This window comes from Candidatus Allofournierella merdavium (assembly GCF_944382735.1).
Taxonomy (GTDB): Bacteria; Bacillota; Clostridia; order Oscillospirales; family Ruminococcaceae; genus Allofournierella_A; species Allofournierella_A merdavium.
This window is the reverse complement of sequence record NZ_CALWND010000013.1, coordinates 20,540-45,157: the sequence shown is the minus strand read 5'-3', so window position 1 is coordinate 45,157 and position 24,618 is coordinate 20,540. Positions and strand designations below refer to the sequence as shown.

The following is a 24,618-nucleotide window of genomic DNA, read 5'->3' as shown; positions in this document are numbered from 1 at the left end:
CGCTTGCCGCCCGCTGGCGGCGAAATGGGCCGGCTCACCGCCGGGCGCTGCGCCCTTCGGTGCCGGGCAGGGGGGCCCAGCCGTCCAGGCCGGACTGCTGCAGCGCCCCCAGCATCTTCTGGCGGAAAGCCGGGTCCTTTTTGGCCATGCCGGCCACATATTCCTTCATCTCCTGGCGGCGGGTGGCGCCGTCCGCCGGGCAGGCGCTCTTCACCACCGGCAGGTCCAGTTCCTTCACCGCCCGGCGCACCTCGGCCTCGGTGGCCAGCACCATGGGCCGGATGAGATACAGCTCCTTGCGGCTCAGCCAGGTCACCGGCGAAAAGCAGCCCAGCCGCCCCTCGCCCCACAGGTTCATATAAAAGGTCTCCACCGCGTCGTCCAGATGGTGCCCCAGCGCCACCCGGCTGCAGCCCAGCTCCTTCGCGGTGTTGTGCAACAGGCCCCGGCGCATCTTGGCGCAGAGGGCGCAGGGGTTTTTCTCTTTGCGCAGATCGAACACCACATGGCCGATCTCGCTGCGGCGGATGTGGTATTCCACCTTGTATTCCGCGAACAGCTTTTCCAGCGGGGCATAATCGGCACTCGTGCCGCCGAACTGGGGGTCCAGGCTCACCGCCACCACCTCAAAGGGAATGCCCAGATACTCCCGCAGGCGGGCCAGGCCCACCGTCAGGGCCACGCTGTCCTTTCCGCCGGACACCCCCACGCACACCCGGTCCCCGGGGGCGATCATGCCATATTCCTGAATGGCCTTGCGCATCAGCCCTTCCAGACGCTGCACCCAGCCCTCACCTCTTTTATTAGTATTATAAAGCGCGCCCTTCCATAACCGGCGGGCAGGCACTCTGCGGCCATTATACCACACACAGGGCAATCTGCACAAACATCGCAAAATTTTTTGAAAAAACAGAAAGTGAGAGAACGAGAGAATGAAAGAGCATGAGAGAGAATAAAAGAGCGAGACAGGATTAAATCAAAATAATCAAAAAAAGTGCTTGACGCGGCTTTGCCTTTCGGGTATAATCAACCTTGCGCCGATGTGCGCCAAACTGCATTCACGCGCCTTTTGGCACGAAAAGAAAATCAGGAGGAACAGCAAATGAGCACTACTCTCGCCAAACCCGCCCAGACCGAGCGCAAGTGGTATGTGATCGACGCCGCGGGCAAGCCCCTCGGCCGCGTTGCCGCCAAAGCCGCCGTGCTGCTGCGCGGCAAGAACAAGGTCACCTTCACCCCCAATGTGGATTGCGGCGACCATGTCATCATCATCAACTGCGACCAGGCGGTGCTGACCGGCAAGAAGCTGGAAAAGAAGTACTACCGCACCCATTCCGGCTGGATCGGCGGCCTGAAGGAGACCCAGTATAAGACCCTGATGGCGGAGAACAGCGACAAGGCCATGTACGTTGCGGTGAAGGGCATGATCCCCGCCAACACCCTGGGCGCCAAGGCCATGACCCGCCTGCGCTGCTACAAGGGCGCTGAGCACCAGAACGCCGCCCAGAAGCCCGAAGTCTACGAGTTTTAATAGGAGGCAATAGAATATGTACGAGACGAAACCTTATTTCTACGGCACCGGTCGTCGTAAGAATTCCGTTGCCCGCGTTCGCGTCTACACCGGTACCGGCAAGATCACCATCAACGACCGTGACATCGACGATTACTTTGGTCTGGAGACCCTGAAGCTGATCGTCCGTCAGCCTCTGGCGGTGGCCGAGGTGGAAGGCAAGTTCGACATCGTGGTCCGCGTGAACGGCGGCGGCGTTTCCGGCCAGGCCGGCGCCATCCGTCACGGCCTGTCCCGCGCCCTGCTGCAGTACGACGAGAACCTGCGCCCCGCCCTGAAGAAGGCCGGGTTCCTGACCCGCGATCCTCGTATGAAGGAGCGCAAGAAATACGGCCTGAAGGCCGCCCGTCGTGCGCCTCAGTTCTCCAAGCGCTAAACCTTTTCAAAACGGTGAAAACCCCGGGGCCGTGCGGTCTCCGGGGTTTTTCCGTCTGAGCGGCGCTGCGCGGTTCGGCCAATGCCCTTTCGGCATAGAGGATGGCGAACGGCCGCCCCGAAATGAGGGCTTACGGGTCAAAAATGGCGGCCGGAGAGGGCATTCGGACGCCGGCCCCGGAACGACAGGCCGCCGCTTTGCGCTCCCGGCCCGGCGGCGGTCCCGCGCCGGGGGAGCGCTGTGCACAGCGCCCCGGAGAAAGCGGGCGGCGCGAGAAGGCGCGAACGCCTTCCGCGGGCGGCAGAGGCCTTCCCGCCGCCGGCGGGCGATTGTAATTGCATCGCCTCGTTGCTATAATGAAATTGTGGGTCGTGAAAGAGCCCCGCCGTTACACGCCATCGATGGGTTTGAATGGAAGCGTTGTATGGAAGATAAAAAGTCCTATCGGGAAATTCTCTGGCCTGTCCTTCTGGTCCTTCTCCTGGGCGTCTGTTTCTGGTCCACCGCCCGCATCCTCTGGCGGTTCTCCATGGATGAGTGCTATTATGAGATCGAGCAGGCCACCGACGAAGCCGCAGCGGTCCTCCGGTACAATCTGGAGCTGGCGGCAAGCCTGCTGACCCAGGGGGGCTCGAGGACGCCGAGGCGCTCCGGGCCGAGCTGGATTCGATCTCCGGCAGCCAGCGGTTCGACGCGCTCTGCGTCCAGTTCCAGGACGGGCGTCTGGTCTGCGGGGGAAGCGCGCTCCCGGACCGCACCGCCCTGCCCTCGTTTGAGCAGACTGCCCGCAGCGCGCCCTGGATCTCCGGCCGTTTTCCGGGGGTGGAGGGGAGCGGGGCGCGGTTCCTCTGCCAGGCGGTGCCCATTCAGAGCGACGGGCAGGTGGAGGCCATCCTTTACGGCCTGATGGACCTGGAGCGGCTGCCGTCTTTTTTTGAGGCGGATATGCCCTTCAACGGACGGGGGCAGAACTGCCTGGTGGACGGCGACACCGGCGACCTTCTGATGGACGTGTGGCACGAAACGCCGGGCAACCTGTATGACGACGGCATGGAGTTCGGCGAGACGCGGCCGGGCTACTCCGTGGAAACCATGCGGCAGGATCTGCGGAACGGCCGGCCCGGCTACATCGTCTTCACCTCCGGCGCCACGGGCGAATCGTTCTATATCCGATACCAGCCGACCGGGATCAACCACTGGTCCATCGCGCTGATCGTGCCGGAAAGCGTGGCCTTTGCCGAGGCCAGCGGGATCAGCCAGATCATCCTCTTCCTGGGGGTGGCCGTGACGGTCATCACCGCCTTCTGCCTGTTCATCACGCTCCGGCAGCACCGGCGCCGCCTGCTGCTCAAGCAGGCCCAGATCCGGCAGACCACCTTTATGTTCCAGGTGCAGCAGACCCTTTTCGGCGCCCACCAGGATCCGGACCTGATGGTCGAGGCGCTGAAAAAGGTGGCCGAGGGGGTCAGGGCGGAGGGCGCATTCCTGCTGGCGCTGCACAGCGGCCAGATATACCGGACCTCCCTGTGGCGGCGGGAGGACGCCGCCTTTGTGCCCGTCGACGCGGGAAGCAACATCAAGCAGGATTTCCCTCAGGTGTATCAGTGCCTGCTCCAAAACCGCAGCGTCATGCTCTGCGACGGGAAAAGCGACGTCCGCCTTTCTCCTCGGGAACTGGAACAGCTGCGCTCCCGGCGGGTGCGCAGCGTGATGATCACGCCGGCCCTGGATACGCAGGGCACGCTGTACGGCGTCCTGTGCGCGGTGAGTTTTCAAGGAGACCGGGACGCTGTATACCGGAACGTGGAGTGCGTGGCCAACAGCTTTATAATGGCGATGTGCAACATGGAATCCTACCGGCTGATTCATGACATGGGGACCATGGACGCGCTGACCGGCTTGAAAAACCGCAACAGCTACGAGGCTGCCCTGCCTGAATACAAAAGCGTGGCCGGCGACGCCTTCCACTGCATCTACATCGACGTGAACGGGCTGCATGAGCTGAACAACCAGCGCGGCCATAAAGCGGGGGACACCATGCTGCGCTTTGTGGCAAACAGCATCTGTTACGTTTTCGGCACGGAGCACACCTACCGGATCGGCGGGGACGAGTTCGTGGCCTTTTCCCTGTAGGACGGCTCCGACATCGTGGCGGAAAAGCTGGACAATCTCCGCGAACTGGTGGAGACGGAGGGCTACCACATTTCGATCGGCAGCGCCTGCTGGCAGGACTGCGAGCAGGATATGGACGAACTGATCGCGCGGGCGGAAGGGGCCATGTACGACGAGAAACGGGCCTTCTACCGGGCGTCTGACCGGCGGGACGCGCGATGAGCGCCGACGCAGAGAAGAGAGCAAACAGGCAGGAGCCGCCTCCCGATGGGAGGCGGCTCCTGCCTGTTTGCCGCGGGGAGCGCCCTGCCCGTTTCCGGGCAGGGTGGCCTGCCGCCCGCTCACGCGCGGGCGGACCCTTGGGAAGCGGCCTCGCGGACCTGCTTGCGGTACTCGGTGGGGCTTTGCCCGGTGGAGCGCCGGAAGCTCTGGGAGAAATAGCTGGAGGAGGAGATGCCCAGAAAATGCGCGATCTGCGAAAGCGCGTAATCGGTGTGCTCCAGCAGGTATTTGCTCTCCCGGATCCGCCGCTCGATCAGATAGTTGATGGGGGAGATGCCGTACTCCCGCTTGAAGGCATGGGCCAGATAGTATTTGTTCACATGGGTGATGTTGGCCAGTATGTCCAGGTCGATGGGCTCGGCAAAGTGCTCGTCGATGTAGCGGCGCGCGGCGGCGCATTCCTTGTTGGTGTGCAGCCCCTGCTCGATGTTCAGCGTGAAGTGGGTGTGGCGCAGCAGGAGGGACAGCAGCACCACCAGAAGGTGCTGGCAGACGTTGTCCCACCCGTTTGGCTGCCTGGAGGCCTCCGAGATCAGCATCCGCAGCAGCGCCACGATCTCCGAACGGGATTCCCGGTAGTTCAGCACCGAGCAGTGCTGGCCCTGGGGGTCGAAGATCAGGTCCACCCCGCTGATGCCCAGCGCGATGTATTCCAGGGGGTTGCTGGGGATGCTGGACTCGGTGTGCTCCACATTCGGGTTTACGATGATCATATCGTCGCTGCCCACCGGCAGCACCCGATCCTTCATGCGCAGCTCGCCGATGCCCCGCACACAGTAAAACAGTTCCAGATTGGGGTGGCTGTGCATCACGCTGTGCCAGTCCTCGCTGAACTGGGCGTCCGTCACGTACAGCAGCTTTGCGTTTTCGAGCAGGGCGGAGAGATGGCCGGATGAACCTGTGGTGACGTCGTAGCGATTGGAACTCATGATGCGACCTCCGAAAGAAATGTGCGGCAGGGCAGACGCGGGACGCTGCCTTTGGAAAGACGGGCGGCCAAAGGGACTGGAAAGGGCGCAGGGCTGTCAAAATACATAAAGCAAAAAGCAAAATACAATCGAAACTTTGATCTCATTATAAAACTTTTTGGAAAAAATGTAAATCGGTAGCCGCGCAAAAAAGGAAACAGCGGGCAGAAAAACGCGCGGACCGCAAAATAGTATATATCCGAACCATTGATAAGAACAAGATAGTGAAACAGAAAAGAGCGTCTTCCCCGAACGGAAAAGGTTACGGAATGATAACAAAGTTCTTTGTGGATGTTCGATACAAAAATCTTGTTTAAAATGCAAATTTAATGGGTACTTTGAACAGAAAGGCAAGTTCTATAAAAGTTAGAGCAAGAAAAGACTTGCAATATCGATGGGAAATCGTATACTGAAATCAAGGAGACGCGGGGGGAACGAGAACGGCGGGCGCTTCGGCGCCCGGGGCTTCATCCCCGCGTTATGGATTCACAAAACAGGAGGTACATTATGAAAAAGGCACTCAGTATGCTGCTGGCGGTCGCGATGGCTGCGTCCCTGCTCACCGCTTGCGGCGGCACCACTTCCACCCCGGCTTCCACCCCGGCTTCCACCAGCGGCGCGGCGTCCGCCGCGTCCGAGGGGGCCCAGGGCGATTACGCCGGGCAGACCCTGAAGGTCGCCGCCATCGAAACCGCCTACGGTTCTGAGATGTGGCAGAAGGTCGCGGACGCGTTCGAGGCGAAGACCGGCGCCACCGTGGAGCTGACCACCGACAAGAACCTGGAGGACGTGATCGACCCCCAGATGAAGGCCGGCAACTTCTACGACGTGATCCATCTGGCCACCGGCCGTGAGAAGGCCCTGCCCGAGACCATGCTGAAGGAGAACGCCCTGGCCGACCTGACCGACGTTCTGAATATGCAGGTGCTGGGCGAGGAAGTCACCGTGGGCGAGAAGATCATCCCCGGCTTCACCGGCAACCTGACCACCAACCCCTACAACGACGACAAGGTCTACATGATGCCCATGTTCTACAGCCCCTGCGGCCTGTTCTACAACAAGGCGAACTTCACCGAGGGCGGCGGCACCCTGACCCTGCCGACCACCTGGGACGAGTTCTTCGCTCTGGCTGACCAGACCGACATCCCCCTGTTTACTTACCCCACCGCCGGCTATCTGGACGCCTTCATCTACGCCATGATCCCCGAGGTGGGCGGCCAGGAGTTCTTCAACAGCGCTCTGCGCTATGACGAGGCCACCTGGGCCAGCGAAGAGATCGGCCAGATGTATGACGTGCTGGGCAAACTGGCCGCCAACACCGAGAAGTCCACTCCCTCCAACGGCAACGCCGACAACTTCCTCAAGAACCAGCAGCTGGTGCTGGACAACAAGGCGCTGTTCATGCCCAACGGCAACTGGGTGATCGGCGAGATGGCCGATGCTCCCCGCGCTGACGGCTTCGAGTGGGGCTTCATGGCTCTGCCCGCCATGGAGCAGGGCGGCGACCGTTACAGCTACACCTTCTTCGAGCAGTGCTGGGTGCCCGCCGGTTCTCAGAATCAGGACCTGGCCAAGGTGTTCATCAGCTACCTGTACAGCGATGAGGCCGCTGCCATCTTCGCCGAGGCCGGCGCGGTGCAGCCCATCGTTGGCATGACCGACAAGCTGAGCGACGACAACAAGGTCTACTACAGCGTGTACGACAACGGCGCCAAGGCTGCCATCGGCACCTTCGCGACCACCAAGCCTGTTGAAGGCATGAACTTCAAACAGATCTTCTGCTTCACCATGGACAGTGTTGTGAACGGCACCAAGACCGTTGACCAGTGGCAGGCCGATATGCAGGATGCCTGCAAGACCATGGCGGCCGCCATGGAGTGATCGCTGTCTGTGCGAACAACACGGAAAAGCTGATTCATAATATGGCAAACACCGATAAGGTGTTTACCGCGTAGGTACTCTGGTAAACCGGGCGGTGAACAGAAGGATGAACCCTTTTGTTCACCGCCTTTTGGGTGAAAGGAGAAGGCACAATGCAAAAGAACAAAGCACGCAGCTGGTTTATCGTGGCCTGCGTGGCGCCGGCCACAATATTGGCATTCATTTTTCTGGTGATCCCCACATTCAATGTGTTTCGTATGTCGCTGTTCCGCTGGGGCGGCTATTCCCCCAATCAGGAATTTGTCGGCTTTGACAACTTCGTCACCCTGTTCCAGGATGAAAACTTTCTGCGCTCGTGCCGCAACAGCATCCTGCTGATCGTGCTGGTCACTGCTGTCACCATCATCTTCGCGCTCACGTTCGCCGCGATCCTGACCCGCGAAAAACTCAAAGGGCAGAATTTCTTCCGCATCGTCTTCTATGTGCCCAACATCCTGTCGGTGGTCGTCATCAGCGCCATCTTCAGCGCCATCTACGATGCCAACAACGGCCTGCTGAATAGCATCCTGAGCATCTTCCGCGGCGACAAGGAGCCGATCTACTGGATGGGCGACCAAAAGATCGTGATCTACAGCCTGGCCATCGCGATGGTGTGGCAGGCCATCGGCTACTACATGGTCATGTATATGGCCAGTATGTCCTCCATCTCCGAAAGCCTGTACGAGAGCGCGAACCTGGAGGGCGCCTCCCGGATCAAACAGTTCTTCAGCATCACCCTGCCCCTGATCTGGACCAACATCCGCACCACCCTGACCTTCTTCATCATCTCGAACATCAACATGAGTTTCCTGTTCGTGAAGGCCATGACCAACGGCGGCCCGGACGGCGCCACCGAGGTCTTCCTGAGCTATATGTACAAGCAGGCTTATACCAACTCCACCTATGGCTACGGCATGGCCATCGGCGTTGTGGTGTTCACCTTCTCCTTCGCGCTGGCTGCCATCGTGAACAAGGTGACGGAACGTGAGCCTCTGGAGTTCTGATCAGAAAGGAAGCGTGTGGGCGAATGAACACAAACAAAAAAGCGGCCAGCCAGACGGGCGAAGCGCTCGTCAAGGCTGTGATCTATATCGTGCTGATCGCGCTGGCAATCACCATCATCGTTCCCGTGGCGTGGGTATTCATGGCGTCTGTCAAGCAGAACAGCGAATTTTACGGCAACCTCTTCAGCCTGCCCCAGGGCATCTACCTGCAAAACTTTGTGGACGCCTGGACCAAGGCGCGGATGGGCGAGTATTTCATGACGTCGGTGTTCATCACCGCCATGTCGCTGGCCATCCTGCTGCTGGTCGCCCTGCCGGCGGCCTACGTGCTGAGCCGCTACAATTTCGTGGGCCGCAAGGCCATCCGCAGCGGCTTCATGGGCGGCCTGTTCATCAACGTGAACTACATCGTGGTCCCCATCTTCCTGATGTTCGTTGCCGGCGACCGGTGGCTGAACGCGACCTTCGGCAAATCCTTCTTTTTGAACAATCCCTTTGTGGTGTCGTTGGTCCTGGCTTCCACCACGCTGCCCTTCACCATCTATCTGCTGAGCAGCTATCTGGCTACCCTGCCCAAAGACTATGAGGAAGCCGCCTATGTGGACGGCGCGGGCTATTTCACCACCATGGTGCGCATCATCCTGCCCATGGCAAAGCCGAGCATCATCACGGTCATCCTGTTCGAGTTTTTGGCCTACTGGAACGAGTACATCATCTCCATGACCATGCTCACCGATCCCAACGGCGCGCGCACGCTGCCCGTGGGCCTGCTGAACCTGATGAAGGCTCAGAACGCGAAAGCGGAGTATGGCCAGATGTACGCCGGCCTGGTGCTGGTCATGATCCCCACGCTGATCCTGTATATGTGCGTGCAGAAGAAGCTCACCCAGGGCATGACCCTGGGCGGCCTGAAGGGCTAAGGGGGAAAAAGCCATGAATGAATACACGAAAAAGATCATCCGGAACATTCTGGCCGCGCTCGCGGCGCTGGCGTGCCTGGCGCTGGTCATCACCGGGCATTCCATGGGCTTCATGGCGGATATGAGCCAGGGCCTGATGGGCCTGGGGGTGCAGCTGGTGGGCCTGGCGGGCATCCTTGTGCTGTTGTATCTGTACAACAGACGCTACAAATAACAAAGGGCCGGCAAACCGGGCCCCGCCTGTTCCGGCGGGGCCCGGGCGCCGCACCGCCTTTGGGAAGAACCAGGAAAAGAGGAAAAATATGAGCGAGAAAAAACTGACCGGACGGGTAACGATCCCCACCAATCTGGATGTTGTGCCCCAGACCATCGACATTCTGAACCGGTGGGGGGCGGACGCCATCCGCGACTGTGACGGCACCGAGTTCCCCGAGGAGCTTACCAAGGTGGGGGCGAAGATCTACTCCACCTATTACACCACCCGCAAGGACAATGCCTGGGCCAAAGCGAATCCGGACGAGGTGCAGCAGTGCTACATCATGAGCGGCTTTTACACCGCCACCGGCGACGCTCTGTCGATTCCTCTGATGAAGGGGATCTCCGAAGAGCTGATGCAGGTGAACACCCGCGACGACATCAAGCGCTGGTGGGAAGTGGTGGACCGCACCAGCGGGGAGGTGGTCCCCACCGAGCGCTGGAGCTACAACGAGGCTTCCGGCTGCGTGGAGATCACCGGCTGCGCGCCCTTCCACGACTACACCGTGAGTTTCCTGGCCTACCTGATCTGGGACCCGGTGCATATGTACAACGCGGTGACGAACAACTGGCAGAACTTCGAGCACCAGATCACCTTCGACGTGCGCCAGCCCAAGACCCACAAGTTCACCATGGAGCGGCTGCGCAAGTTCATCGCCGAGCACCCCTATGTGAACGTCATCCGCTACACCACCTTCTTCCACCAGTTCACCCTGGTGTTCGACGAGCTCAAGCGGGAGAAGTATGTGGACTGGTACGGCTACTCCGCCTCGGTCAGCCCCTACATCCTGGAGCAGTTTGAGAAAGAGGTGGGCTACAAGTTCCGCCCCGAGTTCATCATCGACCAGGGCTACTACAACAACCAGTACCGGGTGCCCAGCAAGGAGTTCAAGGACTTCATGGCCTTCCAGCGCCGTGAGGTGGCAAAGCTGGCCAAGGAGATGGTGGACATCACCCACGAGCTCGGCAAGGAAGCCATGATGTTTTTGGGCGACCACTGGATCGGCACCGAGCCCTTCATGCCGGAGTTCGCCTCCATCGGCCTGGACGCGGTGGTGGGCAGCGTGGGCAACGGCAGCACCCTGCGCCTCATCAGCGACATCCCCGGCGTGAAGTACACCGAGGGGCGCTTTCTGCCCTACTTCTTCCCGGACACCTTCCACGAGGGCGGCGACCCGGTGAAGGAGGCCAAGGAGAACTGGGTCACGGCGCGGCGGGCTATCCTGCGCAAGCCGGTGGACCGCATCGGCTACGGCGGATACCTGAAGCTGGCGCTGGAATTTCCCGAATTTGTGGACTACATCGAGAGCGTCTGCAACGAGTTCCGCGAGCTGTACGAGAACGCCCGCGGCACCACCGCCTACTGCTTCAAGACGGTGGCCGTGCTGAACAGCTGGGGCAAGTGCCGCAGCTGGGGCTGCCACATGGTGCATCACGCGCTGTATCAAAAGCAGAATTACAGCTACGCCGGCGTGATCGAGGCGCTCTCCGGCGCCCCCTTCGACGTGAAGTTCATCAGCTTTGACGACATCAAGGCCGACCCGAAGCTGCTGGAGAGCATCGACGTGCTCATCAACGTGGGCGACGGCGACACCGCCCACACCGGCGGCGCCGTGTGGGAAGACCCCGAGATCGCGTCTGCGGTGAAGAAGTTCATCCACAACGGCGGCGGCTTCATCGGCGTGGGTGAGCCCGCGGGCCACCAGTACCAGGGCCACTACCTGCAGCTGGCCACCGCCATGGGCGTGGAGAAGGAGACCGGCTTCACCCTGAACTACGACAAGTACAACTGGGACGAGCACCGGGATCATTTCATCCTGGCCGACGCCGCCGGCGAGGTGGATTTCGGCGAGGGAAAAAAGAGTATCTACGCGCTGGAGGGCGCCGAGATCCTGGTGCAGCGAAACAAAGAAGTGCAGATGGCGGTGAACGAGTTCGGCGCCGGCCGCACGGTGTACATCAGCGGCCTGCCCTACACCTTTGAAAACAGCCGGATGCTGTACCGCTCTATCCTGTGGAGCGCCCACGACGAGGCCGACCTGCACAAATGGTTCTCCTCCAACTTCAACGTGGAGGTGCACGCCTATGTGAAGAACGGCAAGTACTGTGTGGTGAACAATACCTATGAGCCCCAGCATACCACGGTGTACAAGGGCGACGGCTCCAGCTTTGAGCTGGACATGGCCCCCAACGAGATCAAGTGGTATGAGATCTGATCGGCGCTGAGCGGATCGCGGATCAAGGCGGCCTCCCTCGGGGACGCCCCGGCGGCGGCCGCCTTTTCTTCGCGGCGCAGAGGCACTGCGCCGCCCTTTTCGGAAAGGGTGTGAACATGGTGACAGATCGTCCCAACATCATTTTGATCATGACCGACGAGCAGCGGGGAGACTGCCTGGGCTATGCCGGCCATCCCGACGTGAAAACGCCGTATCTGGACTCGCTGGCCGCCGACGGCGTCTATTTCCCCAACGCCTGGTCCGCCTGCCCCACCTGCGTGCCCGCCCGGGCCATCCTCCACACGGGGCTGAGCCAGCGCCACACCGGCAAGGTGGGCTATCAGGACCGGGTGGACTGGAATTACGGGTGCACCATGGCCGGAGAGCTGAGCCGGGCCGGGTACTACACCCAGTGCGTAGGCAAGATGCACGTGCACCCGCTGCGCAACTATCTGGGATTTCATAATGTGGAGCTGCACGACGGCTACCTGCACGAATACCGCTATCCCGACGTGGCGCACGGCGAGAATCAGCTGGTGGCGGACGACTACTTCCACTGGCTGAAAAACGAGCTGGGGGCGGACGCGGACGTGACCGACACCGGCATGGACTGCAACGGCTGGACCGCCCGGCCCTGGCCCTACGAGGAAAAATACCATCCTACCAACTGGGTGGCCAGCCGCAGCATCGATTTTCTGCGCCGCCGCGACCCCCGTCAGCCCTTCTTCCTGATGGCCAGCTTCGTGCGGCCCCACGCGCCCTACGACGCGCCCCAGTGCTATTTTGACCTGTACAAGGACAAGCCGCTGCGCCCGCCGGTGCGGGGCGACTGGGACGACAACGAGATGCTGGAAAAGCGGGGGATGGTCTTCAACTCCTGCACCGGCCCCAAAGACCCTGAGCTGATCCGCCAGCAGCAGATCGGCTACTACGCCTGCATCACCCATGTGGACCATCAGATCGGCCGCATCATACAGGCCCTCATCGAGCACAGGCTGATGGACAACACCGTCATCCTGTTCACCTCCGACCACGGGGAGATGCTGTCGGACCACGGCTGGTGCCGCAAGGCGCTGCCCTACAACGGCAGCGCCCGCATCCCCATGTTCCTCAGCGGGCCGGAGCGGTACGTCGGGCCCCGGGGCCGGACGGACGACTCCCTGGTGGAGCTGCGCGACGTGATGCCCACCCTGCTGGAACTGGCCGGGGCGGAGATCCCCGCCCATCTGGACGGCCGCAGTATGCTGCGCCCGGTGGAACGGGAATACCTGCACGGGGAGCACACCTTCACCTTCAATCACTGGTCCAGCCAGTTCATCGTGACCAGAACCGACAAGTTCATCTGGCTGAACGAGCGCAACGAGGAGCAGTATTTTGACCTGGTGAACGACCCCGACGAGACGCACAACGCGATCCATGACCCGGACAAGCAGGAGCGGATCGCCTATCTGCGGGGCCTGCTGATCCGGGAGCTGAAGGACTCGGAGGAGGGCTATTCCGATGGGACCCGGCTGATCCCCGGCCGCACGCCGGTGAACTGCCTGTCCAACGCGGAGCTGCCCAACTGCTGAAGGCGGCCCCCATACAAAAGGACAGCGAACCATGACACGATCCCCCCGGAGGCGGCCCCGCGCCGCATCCGGGGGGATCGCCGCCTTTTCGCCGCATTGTGTTTTGCCGCCGCTTCCGGTATAATCGGGGTAATGAACACACCCGCCCCCGCGCACAAAAAGGAGGACCGCCCCATGGAACTGCTGGAACAGTGCCGCCTGTGGCACGAAGAAGGAGAACACGAAAAGATCGCCCGGGCGCTGGAAGCCCTGCCCGAGGCGCAGCGCACCGCCGCCACCGACATGGAGCTGGCCCGGGCCTACAACAACCTGGCCCAGCCCGACGAGCCGGAGGGCAGGGAGCTGCTGCGGCGGGCCGTCGCGCTGATGCTGCCCCATGAGCAGGACTGCCCCGACCCGTACAGCTGGAACTTCCGCATGGGGTACGCCTGCTATTACCTGGACCGGGAGGGCGAGGCGCTGGGGTATCTGGAGCGGGCGCTGGAACTCCATCCGGGCGACGCGCCGGACCGCAACACCCAAAAGGAGATCCGGGAACTGATCGAGGACTGCCGCCGCCGGCTGACGCTGCCCCGCTTTGAGCGCACCTTCCGCCGCCGGGCGGGGGATGCCTGGGCCGCCTTCGCCCGGCAGGAGGCGGAACTGCGCCGCCTGATGGACCTGTGCGAGGCGGAGGCCGTCGTGAAGCTGTTCGACCTCTGCGCCGCCGCGCTGCACCGCGCCTTCAACGACGTGGCCTTCGCCTTCGTCCGCAGCGGGCAGCGGTATCGGCTGGTGCTCTCTCCCCAGGGGAACTGGGCGCGGCTGTTCGAGCTGGCGTATTTTGCCCGCCTTGCCCCCGCCGCGCTGGCGGAGCACTGGGACGTGCTGGTGGGCGCGCAGCCCGGCGGCGAGCCGGTGGTGCTGCTGGACGGGCAGCGGCTGGACTGCGGGGACGCCCGGGTGCAGGTGTGCCGGCGGGACGAGCGGATGGTGACGCTGTCCCTCTACTGCCCGGCGCTGGCCGATGTGGACCGGGACCGGGCGGCGGGGCCGCTGGCGGACCTGCTGGACATGACGCTGGGGGAGCTGCCCAGGATGCGGACGGTGGCCGCCTGCGCGGTGGCGGACGGCCCGCTGGAGGACAGCGTGCCGCTGGGGGAGCTGCCCGCCGCGCTGGAGGAGATGGGGTTCGACCTCTCCCTCGACCCGGCGGTCTGCCTGGAGAACTGCTACGCCTCCTACCGGATGGAGCCCAACGAGGACCCGGACGCCGACTGGCGGCTGGACGTGGTCGCCGGTTCCACCCGCTGCGCGCCGCTGGTGCGCCAGTATCTGCAGGGCGAGAGCGCCGCGGTGGACCTGCTCCACGGCGACGGCGCGGCGGCGGGCTTTTTGTGCTGGCCGCTGGACGGCTTTTCCCCCGAGGAGCGGGGCGGCAGGGCCTTCGCGCTGCGGGACGCGCTGGAGCGGGCGCTGGCGGAGAAAGCCGGCGACGTGGCGCTCACCCTGCTGGGCGGGGCCACCGGGCTTTTCTGCGGGTATCTGGACCTCATCGCCTGGGACCTGCCCGCCGTGCTGGACGCCGCGGCGGATTTCTTCGCCGCCTCGGGTCTGGACTGGGCGTCCTTCCACTCCTTCCGGCGGGACGTGGGCACCGTGCGCCTGTGGAACGCCCAGGAGGAAGCGGAGGTGCCGGTGCATCCCGAGACCGGCTCGCTGCTCTCCCCCGAGGACATCAAGACCATGGAGGGCTGGCTGGAGGGCAGCAGCGGCTATTTTTATCAGGTGCTGCAATACCTCACCGACTTCATGGAAAAGGGGGAGAAGGAGGGCCGCTTCACCGAGCGGCAGGCCCGGCGGGATCTGCAGATCGCCCTGTGGTACGCCTACGCCTGCCTGAACGTGGACGAATATGAATATTACTACCGGGCGGCCATGTGGATGCCCGCCTCCGAGCCCGCCGCCAAAGGCTGCGGCACCTGGTACTACCGGTACGCCGCCGCCCTGATGTACTGCGGCCGGCTGGAGGAGGCCCTGCGCTATGCGGAACAAGGCACCGCCGAGCAGCCGGACTATCCCTGGGCCTGGCTGCTGACGGCCAAGCTGCGCAGCCACTTCGGCGACCGGGAGGGCGCGCTGGCCGCAGTGGAGCGGGGCCTGGCGCTGGTGCCGGAGGACTATGAGTTCCTCACCCTGCGCCGGGAGATCGGGGAGGGCGCCAGCCTGGAGCAGATGGAATACCACTGGATCGACCCCCAGTGCGACCGGCAGCTGCAGGCGGGGCTGGACAGGGACGCCGACGACAAGCAGCGGGCCATCTCCTGCATCACCCTCAACGAGGCGGGACTGGCCAACTTCCGCGCCCTGTTCCAACCCGACCCGGCGGACTACGTCCCCAACGCGCCCTACTGCGCCTTTCACCGGCAGGTGGGGGACCGGCAGGTGGAGGTGGTGTTCCTGATGAACGAGGCGGGCCTGTCCAAGCTGGACTCCGCCTGGCTCGCCGCCCAGCGGGACCGGCTGGACAGCGGCTGCTGGCTGACCGCCGCCGACCCCGACGGCGCGCCCGGCCGGCTGGACGCGGTGCTGCTGGGTCTGGATTACAGCGTCCGGCTGGTGTACCGGGCCAGGGGCCGCGTCAGCGGCCGCTTCCAGACGACGCTGGACGAGGAGGGGGCGCCCGGCCCCTGCGAGTGGCTGGAACGGCGGGCCCCGGAGGAGGAAGAACAGCCCGAGGAGACCGAGCCGAAATGGGTGTACACCAGCCGGCAGATGGAGCTGCTGGAGGAGCACATCCGGATGCACATCGGCCCCTTTGAGCAGGTGCTGCACGAACTGGTCTCGCCGGACATCCATGTGGACCTGTGCGTGGTGCCCCCCGACGGCGACCGGGACTATTACACCCTGGTCACCATGGGCATGGGCGCGCGGCGGATGAACGTGCCGGCGGAACTGGCGGAACACCGGCTGGAGCGGGCGGAACTGGCCATCGCCCTGCCGCCAGACTGGAAGCTGGACGAGGAGTCGCTGAAGGACGAGCGCTGGTATTGGCCGCTGCGGCTGCTCAAGAGCCTGGCGCGGCTGCCCGGCGCCTGCGACACCTGGCTGGGCTGGGGGCACACGGTGGACAACCAGGAGCCCTTTGCCGGCAACACCGACCTGTGCGCCACGATGCTGGTGGGGCTGCAGGGGGCGCTGCCCGGCGGGGAGGTCTGCCCGCTGCCCGGCGGCGAAGAGATCAATTTTTACCAGATCATCCCCCTCTACCGGGCGGAGATGGAGTATAAGCAGCAGAATGGCGCGGAGGCGCTGCTGGACCATATGGGCGGCGTCAGCTTCGTGGTCCGGCCGGACCGGCCCTGCGCCGCGCTGGACGAGGCGGCGGAAAAGGATTTCCTGATGGACGACGCCGAGTGGCACCTGCGGTGCATCCGCGAAAAGCAGCTGCCGGTGGAGAAACTCGCCGCCTACGCCCACATGGCCCTCTACCTCCGGTGGTGCCTGGAGCGCGGCCTCATGGGCGAGGCGTTCCTGCAGGAGCACGCCGCCCTGGCCGAGGTGCTGCGGCAGGGCAGCGAGGGCGCCGACCTGCGCCTCTTCGTGCGGGACGCCCTGGGCGGGCGGCTGTGGTCCGGCCTTTTCAACGAGGAGGGGATGGCCTTCGCCGCCTACTATTACGGCGAGGGGGAGGCGCCCTCCTTCCCCAGCGATGTGGACGACTGGTCGCTGGGATACTTCGGGCCGCGGCGGTACCAGTCCGACGAGTTCCAGGACGAGGCCTATCTCTTCGTGCCCTTCGACGAGGCGTATTATCAGGGGATCAAGGGGGTGATGGACCGCCGCTTCGCCTGCTGGCAGAAACAGGGCGACCCCCGGACGGATCCCTCCGGCGAGGCGCTGGCCCTCATGGAGCGGATGGGCTTCCCCTGCCTGTACTTCCCCGCCATGGAGGACCCCGACCCGCTGCTCGCCGCCTTCGGCTATGGCCGGCGGCAGGCCATCCGCGACGGATACATCCCGCTCCTGCTGGCGGTGGAGGACGGCGTTTGGGACGACCTGCGCCGGCTCCCGGCCCCCGGCGCGCGGCCGCAGGGGGAGGCAGGGCAGACCTTTGCGTCCCTCTGGGACGCCGACGGGGCGCGCACCCGCCCGATGCTGCTGGTGAAGGTGCCCGCCGCCGCCCCCTGGGAGGTCTTTGAGCGGCTGCCTCTGGGCGGGGACGGCCCCTGCCTGGCGGCGGCGGCCCGGGAATGGTACGAGGCGTACGGCGCGGTGCCCTCCGCGGCGGGCGGAGGCATGGTGGAGTTCACCCTGCCCGACGCCCTGCCGGACGGCTCCTCCCCCCGGGAGCGGCTGGCGGAATGCCTGTTCGCCCGGCGGGCGGTCCGGCTCGCGTGAATCTTCTGCGGCATTTCCCCCCCCCCCGCCCGCGGCCGCGGGCGGGGGAACGATCAACAAAAACCGGCGGGCCGGGCCTTTGGGCCTCGGCCCGCCGGTTTTTTCTTTGCCAAGAGCGGGCGGGACTTTTTGCCTTTGCCGCGCGGAAAGGACTTGACATTCCCGGCTCATTGCTTTATTATGTTACCATGCTAAAGCGATGAGTGCTCCCGCCGCGCGCTGTCGGCGGGGGAGAGGGGGAGGCCCGGAATGGACAACGGTCTTTTGCTGAAAAACGAGGAGACAGCCTTCCGGCTGCGCCGGCTCTACCGCAGCTACGGCTACCGGCCCTACAAGATGAGCAAGTTCGAGGAGTACGACCTGTATGTGCGCAACAAGAGCTTTCTCATCAGCGAGAACATCCTCACCTTCACCGACCTGGACGGCAAGCTGATGGCCCTCAAGCCGGACGTGACCCTCTCCATCCTGAAAAACGGGCGGGGCGGCCCGGGGCTGCAGAAGGTGTATTACAACGAAAACGTCTACCGGCCCTCCGCCACCGACCGCAGCTACCGGGAGATCCCCCAGACGGGGCTGGAGTGCATCGGCCGGCTGGACGGGGTGGCCGAGGGCGAGGTGCTGATGCTGGCGGCCAAAAGCCTGGCCCTCATCAGCGGCGAGTACCTTTTGGATGTGAGCCACCAGGGCATCGTGACCGGGCTGCTGGAGGAGCAGCCGCTGGACGAACAGGCACGGCGGCAGGCGCTGGCGGCCATGGGGGCCAAGAACGTCCCCGCCCTGCGGCAGCTGGCGGCCGGGGGGGCGCTGCCCCGGGAGACGGCGGAGAGCCTGTGCCGCCTGGCGCTGCTCTACGACCGGCCCGCCCCGGCGCTGAAGGAACTGCGGCCGCTGGTGAAAAACGAGCGGATGCGCACGGCCCTGCGGGAACTGGAGCAGCTCTGCGCGCTGATGGAACAGCGGGGCCTTTCGGAGAACCTGCGGCTGGACTTCTCCATCGCCAACGACATGAATTATTACAGCGGGGTCATCTTCCGGGGCTTTGTGCCGGGCCTGGCCGCCGGCGTGCTGGCGGGCGGGCGCTACGACCACCTGCTGCACCGGATGGGCCGGGAGGGCGGGGCCATCGGCTTCGCCGTCTATCTGGACCAGCTGGAGCGCTTCGCCGCCGCCCCGCCGGGAGAGGTGGACGTGCTGGTGCTCTACGACGACTCGGTGAGCGCCGGCCGGGTGGCCGCCGAGGCCGACGCCCTGGTGGCGGCGGGCAACACCGTCCGGGTGGAACGGGCCGCCCCGCCGGACCTGGGCTTCGGGCGGCTGCTGGACCTGCGGGAAGGAGGCGGCCAGGGATGACCATGGTGAACATCGCGCTGCCCAAGGGGCGGCTGGGCGAAACGGTCTACCGCAGCTTCAAGGCGGCGGGCTACGCCTGCCCCGCCATTGAGGAGGCCAACCGCAAACTGGTGTTTGAAAACCCCGACGCCGGGGTGCGCTATTTCTGGGTCAAGCCCTCGGACGTGTCCATCTATGTGGAGCGGGGAGCCGCCGACGTGGGGGTGGCGGGCAAGGATATCCTGCTGGAATACCGGCCCGACGTCTACGAACTGGCGGACCTGGATGTGGGGAAATGCCGGATGTGCGTAGCCGCCAGGGCCGACTTCCGGGACGACGGCAGCCGCACCCTGCGGGTGGCCACCAAATTTCCCCGCATCGCCCGGGACTACTATTCCTCCCTCAGCCGGGACATCGACATCATCAAACTCAACGGCTCCATCGAGCTGGCCCCGCTGCTGGGCCTCTCCGACGTGATCGTGGACATCGTGGAGACCGGCCGTACCCTGGCGGAGAACGGCCTGGAGGTCAAGGCGGAGATCGTGCCGGTGAGCGCCCGCCTCATCGCCAACAAGGTGAGCTGGAAGTTCAAAAACGACGCCATCCGGCGCATGGCGCGGCTGCTGGCGGAACAGGCCGCCGCAAACAGGAAGGAGAACCAGGCATGATCAAACTGTACGATTTCGACCGGCTGCGCCCGGAGGAGATCTTCGCCCGCACCGACGACGCGGCCGACGTGGCCGGCACGGTGCGGGACATCATCGACACGGTGAAGGCGGAGGGCGACGCGGCGCTGCTGCGCTACGCCGAGCGGTTCGACGGCGCGAAGCTCACGGCCCTGGAGGTCACCGAAGCGGAACTGGACGCGGCGGTGGCGGGCCTGGAACCGGGCCTGGCCGATCTCTTGCGGGAAGCGGCACAGCGCATCGCCGCCTTCCACCGCCGCCAGCTGACCAACAGCTTTGTGGTCAGCGAGGAGGAGGGCGTGGTGCTGGGCCAGAAGGTGATGCCCATCGAGAAGGTGGGCCTCTATGTGCCCGGCGGCACCGCGGCCTACCCCTCCAGCGTGCTAATGAACTGCATCCCCGCAAAAATCGCCGGCTGCCGCCAGATCGTGATGGTCTCGCCTCCCACCGGCGGCGACATCTCGCCCATCATCCTGGCCGCCGCCCGCATCGCCGGGGTGGACCGGGTGTTCCGCACCGGCGGGGCGCAGGCGGTGGCGGCCCTGGCGTATGGCACCGAGACGGTGCCGAAGGTGGACAAGATCGTGGGCCCGGGCAACGCCTATGTGGCCGAGGCCAAGCGCCAGGTGTTCGGGCGGGTGGCCATCGACATGATCGCCGGCCCCAGCGAGATCCTGGTGGTGGCGGACGGCGCCTCCGACGCGCGCCAGGTGGCCGCCGACCTGCTCAGCCAGGCCGAGCACGACAAGCGGGCCGCCGCCGTGCTGGTGACCGACAGCGAAGCCCTGGCCAGGGCGGTGCAGGCGGAGCTGGAGCGCCAGATCCCCCTGCTGCCCCGGGAGGAGATCGCCCGCGCCTCCATCGACACGAACGGCAAGATCATCCTCACCCGCGACCTGCGGGCGGCCATCGAGGTGGCCAACGAGATCGCCCCCGAGCACCTGGAACTGTGTGTGGACGACCCCTTCGCCTATCTGGACGCGGTGCGCAACGCCGGGTCGGTGTTCCTGGGCCGCAACTGCCCCGAGGCCCTGGGCGACTACTTCGCCGGGCCCAACCACACCCTGCCCACCATGGGCACCGCCCGCTTCATGAGCCCGCTGTCGGTGGACGATTTTGTCAAGCGCACCCAGTTCACCTACTACACCGCCGGCGCGCTGGCGAAGGTGAGCGGCAAGGTGGCCCGCTTCGCCCGGCAGGAGGGGCTGGAGGCCCACGCCCGCAGTGTGCTGAGCCGGTTCGAGAAAGAAACAGAGGGAGAATGAACCCATGAGCAGATTTATGAACCCCCGCTTTGCGGCCCTGCGGCCCTACGTCCCCGGCGAACAGCCCCGGGAGATGCGGTATGTGAAGCTGAACACCAACGAGTCCCCCTATCCGCCCGCGCCGGCGGTGCTGGCCGCGGTGAGCGCCGCCGAGGTGCGGCGGCTCAACCTCTACCCGGACCCCGACTGCCGCCTTTTACGGGAGAAGCTGGCCGCGCGGTACGGCGTGGGGCCGGAGAACGTTCTGGTGGCCAACGGCTCCGACGAGGTGCTGAACTTCGCCTTCATGGCCTTCTGCGACGCCGAAAGCGGCGTGGCCTGCCCCGACATCAGCTACGGCTTTTACCCCGTGCTGGCCGCCCTGTACGGTGTGCCTTTGCGGGAGGTGCCGCTGGCGGAGGACTTCTCCCTGCGGCCGGAGGACTACTTCGGGCTGGGCTGCCCCATCGTCTTCGCCAACCCCAACGCCCCCACCGGCCGTGCCATCCGCCCGGCGCAGGTGGAGCGCATTTTGCAAAACGACCCCGACCATGTGGTGCTCGTGGACGAGGCCTATGCGGATTTCGGCGCCGAGAGCTGCGTGCCGCTGGTGTCCAAGTACGACAACCTGCTGGTCTCGATGACCTTTTCCAAGTCCCGCTCGATGGCGGGCGGGCGGCTGGGCTTTGCCATCGGCAGCGCCGGCCTCATCGGCGACCTGGAAAAGATCCGCTGCTCCACCAACCCCTACAACATCAACCGGCTGACCATGGCCGCCGCCCTGGCCACGCTGGACAGCGACGATTACTACATGGAAAACTGCCGCCGCATCGCCCAAACGCGGGACCGCACGGCGGAGCAGCTGGCAAAGCGCGGCTTTTCCACTCTGCCGTCGCTGACCAACTTCCTGTTCACCGCCTGCCCGGAGATGAGCGGCGAGCAGCTGTATCAGAAACTGAGGGCGCGGGGCGTGCTCGTGCGCTACTGGAACACGCCGAGGCTGAAGGATTACATCCGCGTCACCATCGGCTCGCCGGAGGAGATGGAGACCTTCCTGGCCGCCGTGGACGCTTCACGAGAGGAGAGATAGATCATGCGCACCGCTGAGATCCAACGCACCACCACCGAGACGGACATCCGCCTCTCCCTGAACATCGACGGCACCGGCAAGAGCCAGGTGGCCACCGGCTGCGGCTTCCTGGATCACATGCTGGAACTGTTCGCCCGGCACAGCCGCTTTGACCTGGCGGTGGAGGCCAAGGGCGACACCTGGGTGGACGACCATCACACCGTGGAGGACGTGGCCATCTGCCTGGGCGACGCGCTGGGCGCCGCCCTGGGCGATCTGCGGGGCGTCACCCGCTACGGCAGCACCCTGCTGCCCATGGACGAGGCGCTGGTGCTCACCGCGATCGACCTGTCCGGCCGCAGCCTGCTGTGCTGCGAACTGGACCTGCGCACCGAGAAGGTGGGCACCTTCGACACGCAGCTGGTGGAGGAGTTCTTGCTCACCCTCACCCGGCGGGCCAACTTCACCCTCCATGTGCGCCAGCTCAGCGGGGTGAACAGCCACCACATCATCGAGGCGGTGTTCAAAAGCCTGGCCCGCAGCCTGCGGGCCGCCGTGGCCATCGACCCCGCCGCCGCCGGGGAGATCCCCTCCACCAAGGGGGTCTTGTGATGGTCGCCATCGTGGACTACGGGGTGGGCAACCTCTTCTCCCTACGCTCCTCCTTCGCGGCCATCGGCCGGCAGGCGCAGGTCACCGGCGACGCGGAAACGCTGGCAAAGGCCGATCGGCTGGTGCTGCCGGGGGTGGGCGCCTTTGGCGACGCCGCCGCGGCGCTGCGCCAAAGCGGGCTGGACAAGGCGGTGCTGGCCCATGCCGAGGCGGGCAAGCCCCTGCTGGGCATCTGCCTGGGGATGCAGCTTTTGCTGGAAAAAAGTTTTGAGTACGGCGAGCACAAAGGCCTGGGGCTCATCCCGGGCGCGGTGCGGCCCATCCGGGACGTCATCCCGGCGGGGCTCAAGGTGCCCCACATCGGCTGGAACGCCCTGGAGCTCACCGGCGCGGGTCGGGCCTGCGGCCTGTTCAAAAACACGAGGGAAGGCGAGCGGGTCTATTTCGTCCACTCCTACTGGGCCGACAGCCCGGAGGCGTTCGTGCTGGCAAGGGCGGAGTACGGCGCGCCCCTCACCGCGGCGGTGGGCCGGGACAACGTGCTGGGGGTGCAGTTCCACCCGGAAAAAAGCGGCAGCGTGGGCCTTGCCATCCTGCGGGCCTTTTGTGAAACGGAGGCGGCCAGATGATCGTTTTTCCCGCCATTGATCTCAAGGACGGCCGGGTGGTGCGCCTGGTGAAGGGCGCGTTCGACACCGCCAGCCAGGTGGCCGACGACGCGGTGGCCACCGCCCGGGCCTTTGCCGCCGCCGGGGCCGAATGGGTGCACATGGTGGACCTGGACGGCGCCCGCAGCGGCGCGCGGCAAAACGGCGGTATCGTGGCCGCCGTGGCCGCCACCGGCCTCTCGGTGCAGCTGGGGGGCGGCATCCGCAGCCTGGAGGACCTGGAGGCGGTGTTCGCCCTGGGCGTGCGGCGGGCGGTGATCGGCTCCGCCGCCGTGGCCGACCCGGAACTGGTGCGCCGGGCGGTGGAGCGCTTTGGCCCTGAGCGCATCGCCGTGGGGCTGGATGTGCGCGACGGCAGCGTGCGCACCGCCGGCTGGGAAGCCGACAGCGGCCGCGACTGGCTGGATTTCGCCCGCCAGATGGAGGCCATGGGCGCCGCCACCCTCATCTTCACCGACATCGACACCGACGGCACCCTCTCCGGCCCGCCCTTTCCAAAGCTGGCGGCGCTGCAAAATGCGGTGGGCTGCCGCCTCATCGCGTCGGGGGGCGTCGCCTCCAACGCGGACCTGAAAAAACTCGCAGAAACGGGCCTCTACGGGGCCATCGTGGGAAAGGCCTGGTACGCCGGAAAGGTGGACCTGGCCGCCGCCATCCGGGAGGTGAACACGCTGTGATCGCAAAGCGCATCATCCCCTGCCTGGACGTGAAGAACGGCCGGGTGGTCAAGGGGGTCAATTTTCAGGGGCTGGCGGATGTGAACGACCCGGTGGAACTGGCGGCCTATTACAGTTCCTGCGGCGCGGACGAACTGGTCTTCTACGACATCACCGCCTCCGCCGAGGGCCGCGCCCTCTTCACCGACGTGCTCACCAGGGTGGCGGCCACCGTCTTCATCCCCCTCACGGTGGGGGGCGGCATCAACACGGTGGAGGACTTCGACCGGGTGCTCAAGTGCGGCGCGGACAAGGTCAGCGTCAACTCCGGAGCCATCCGGGACCCGGGCCTCATCGCCGCCGCCGCCCGCCGCTACGGCGATCAGTGCGTGGTGCTGAGCGTGGACGCCAAGCGGGTGGACGGGCGCTACCATGTGTTTGCCAGGGGCGGCCGGGAGGACACCGGCCTGGACGCGGTGGACTGGGTGCGCCGGGGCGTGGCGGACGGCGCGGGGGAGATCGTGCTCAACAGCATCGACACCGACGGGGTCAAACAGGGCTTCGATCTGGAGATGCTGGCCGCCGTGTGCGACGCGGTGGACGTGCCGGTGATCGCTTCCGGGGGCGCCGGCTGCGTCCGGGACTTTGTCACCCTTTTCAAGACCCTGCCCAAGGTGGACGCGGGCCTGGCCGCCTCCATCTTCCACTTCGGCGAAGTGCCCATCCCGGAACTGAAGCGGGCGCTGGACGCCGAGGGCATCCCCGTGCGCCTGATCTGAC

The 24,618-nt window shown here is 64.9% G+C and carries 21 protein-coding genes; 19 read left to right on the top strand and 2 right to left on the bottom strand.

Going from position 1 to position 24,618, the window contains the following annotated elements; genetic code table 11:
• Positions 1-34 precede the first annotated feature (34 nt).
• On the bottom strand, positions 35-763 hold the full coding sequence (locus ACH2A7_RS11075; RefSeq protein ID WP_394962010.1) for a tRNA 2-thiocytidine biosynthesis TtcA family protein: 729 nt from the start codon (positions 761-763) through the stop codon (positions 35-37).
• 339 nt (positions 764-1,102) lie between these two features.
• Between ACH2A7_RS11075 and rplM the strand changes: the two genes are divergently transcribed.
• The 4 genes from rplM (at position 1,103) to ACH2A7_RS11055 (ending at position 4,280) form a co-directional block, all read left to right on the top strand.
• Positions 1,103-1,531, top strand: coding sequence for a 50S ribosomal protein L13 (rplM, locus tag ACH2A7_RS11070; RefSeq protein WP_394961991.1), 429 nt, complete (start codon positions 1,103-1,105; stop codon positions 1,529-1,531).
• Positions 1,532-1,547: 16 nt separating this feature from the next.
• A complete protein-coding gene (gene rpsI, locus ACH2A7_RS11065; RefSeq protein ID WP_177521982.1) occupies positions 1,548-1,946 on the top strand; it encodes a 30S ribosomal protein S9 in 399 nt (132 codons plus the stop codon).
• An 822-nt stretch (positions 1,947-2,768) separates the two neighbouring features.
• A complete protein-coding gene (locus tag ACH2A7_RS11060) occupies positions 2,769-4,079 on the top strand; it encodes a diguanylate cyclase domain-containing protein (RefSeq protein ID WP_394961990.1) in 1,311 nt (436 codons plus the stop codon).
• 15 nt (positions 4,080-4,094) lie between these two features.
• A complete protein-coding gene (locus ACH2A7_RS11055; RefSeq protein WP_394961989.1) occupies positions 4,095-4,280 on the top strand; it encodes a hypothetical protein in 186 nt (61 codons plus the stop codon).
• A 119-nt stretch (positions 4,281-4,399) separates the two neighbouring features.
• Here the strand turns inward: ACH2A7_RS11055 and ACH2A7_RS11050 are convergent, their stop codons facing one another.
• On the bottom strand, positions 4,400-5,269 hold the full coding sequence (locus ACH2A7_RS11050; RefSeq protein ID WP_394961988.1) for an AraC family transcriptional regulator: 870 nt from the start codon (positions 5,267-5,269) through the stop codon (positions 4,400-4,402).
• A gap of 546 nt (positions 5,270-5,815) precedes the next feature.
• Here ACH2A7_RS11050 and ACH2A7_RS11045 point away from each other — a divergent pair.
• From ACH2A7_RS11045 to hisF, 15 genes are all read left to right on the top strand, one after another.
• Positions 5,816-7,189 carry a carbohydrate ABC transporter substrate-binding protein gene (locus tag ACH2A7_RS11045; protein ID WP_394961987.1) on the top strand — a complete coding sequence of 458 codons (1,374 nt, stop codon included), beginning with the start codon at positions 5,816-5,818 and terminating at the stop codon, positions 7,187-7,189.
• Between the two features lie 152 nt (positions 7,190-7,341).
• The gene (locus ACH2A7_RS11040; RefSeq protein WP_394961986.1) at positions 7,342-8,232 is read left to right on the top strand and encodes a carbohydrate ABC transporter permease; all 891 of its coding nucleotides are present in this window, start codon (positions 7,342-7,344) and stop codon (positions 8,230-8,232) included.
• 23 nt (positions 8,233-8,255) lie between these two features.
• On the top strand, positions 8,256-9,152 hold the full coding sequence (locus ACH2A7_RS11035) for a carbohydrate ABC transporter permease (protein WP_394961985.1): 897 nt from the start codon (positions 8,256-8,258) through the stop codon (positions 9,150-9,152).
• A 13-nt stretch (positions 9,153-9,165) separates the two neighbouring features.
• Positions 9,166-9,366, top strand: a complete 201-nt coding sequence (locus ACH2A7_RS11030; protein ID WP_394961984.1) for a DUF6903 family protein — start codon at positions 9,166-9,168, stop codon at positions 9,364-9,366.
• An 88-nt stretch (positions 9,367-9,454) separates the two neighbouring features.
• On the top strand, positions 9,455-11,623 hold the full coding sequence (gnpA, locus tag ACH2A7_RS11025; protein WP_394961983.1) for a 1,3-beta-galactosyl-N-acetylhexosamine phosphorylase: 2,169 nt from the start codon (positions 9,455-9,457) through the stop codon (positions 11,621-11,623).
• A 116-nt stretch (positions 11,624-11,739) separates the two neighbouring features.
• Positions 11,740-13,194 (top strand): arylsulfatase, encoded by a 1,455-nt coding sequence (locus ACH2A7_RS11020; protein WP_394961982.1) that lies wholly within the window; start codon positions 11,740-11,742, stop codon positions 13,192-13,194.
• 174 nt (positions 13,195-13,368) lie between these two features.
• Positions 13,369-17,574 (top strand): suppressor of fused domain protein, encoded by a 4,206-nt coding sequence (locus ACH2A7_RS11015; protein ID WP_394961981.1) that lies wholly within the window; start codon positions 13,369-13,371, stop codon positions 17,572-17,574.
• A gap of 249 nt (positions 17,575-17,823) precedes the next feature.
• Positions 17,824-18,924 carry an ATP phosphoribosyltransferase regulatory subunit gene (locus tag ACH2A7_RS11010; RefSeq protein ID WP_394961980.1) on the top strand — a complete coding sequence of 367 codons (1,101 nt, stop codon included), beginning with the start codon at positions 17,824-17,826 and terminating at the stop codon, positions 18,922-18,924.
• The gene (hisG, locus tag ACH2A7_RS11005; protein WP_394961979.1) at positions 18,921-19,571 is read left to right on the top strand and encodes an ATP phosphoribosyltransferase; all 651 of its coding nucleotides are present in this window, start codon (positions 18,921-18,923) and stop codon (positions 19,569-19,571) included. The genes ACH2A7_RS11010 and hisG overlap by 4 nt, the downstream gene beginning before the upstream one ends.
• Entirely contained in the window at positions 19,568-20,854 is a 1,287-nt protein-coding gene (hisD, locus tag ACH2A7_RS11000) for a histidinol dehydrogenase (RefSeq protein ID WP_394961978.1), read from the top strand. The genes hisG and hisD overlap by 4 nt, the downstream gene beginning before the upstream one ends.
• A 4-nt stretch (positions 20,855-20,858) precedes the next feature.
• Entirely contained in the window at positions 20,859-21,923 is a 1,065-nt protein-coding gene (gene hisC / locus ACH2A7_RS10995) for a histidinol-phosphate transaminase (protein ID WP_394961977.1), read from the top strand.
• 3 nt (positions 21,924-21,926) lie between these two features.
• The gene (gene hisB / locus ACH2A7_RS10990; RefSeq protein WP_394961976.1) at positions 21,927-22,514 is read left to right on the top strand and encodes an imidazoleglycerol-phosphate dehydratase HisB; all 588 of its coding nucleotides are present in this window, start codon (positions 21,927-21,929) and stop codon (positions 22,512-22,514) included.
• The gene (gene hisH / locus ACH2A7_RS10985; RefSeq protein WP_394961975.1) at positions 22,514-23,143 is read left to right on the top strand and encodes an imidazole glycerol phosphate synthase subunit HisH; all 630 of its coding nucleotides are present in this window, start codon (positions 22,514-22,516) and stop codon (positions 23,141-23,143) included. Before hisB ends, hisH begins: the two co-directional genes overlap by 1 nt.
• Positions 23,140-23,859, top strand: coding sequence for a 1-(5-phosphoribosyl)-5-[(5-phosphoribosylamino)methylideneamino]imidazole-4-carboxamide isomerase (gene hisA, locus ACH2A7_RS10980; protein ID WP_394961974.1), 720 nt, complete (start codon positions 23,140-23,142; stop codon positions 23,857-23,859). Before hisH ends, hisA begins: the two co-directional genes overlap by 4 nt.
• A complete protein-coding gene (hisF, locus tag ACH2A7_RS10975; RefSeq protein WP_394961973.1) occupies positions 23,856-24,617 on the top strand; it encodes an imidazole glycerol phosphate synthase subunit HisF in 762 nt (253 codons plus the stop codon). Before hisA ends, hisF begins: the two co-directional genes overlap by 4 nt.
• Position 24,618 lies beyond the last annotated feature (1 nt).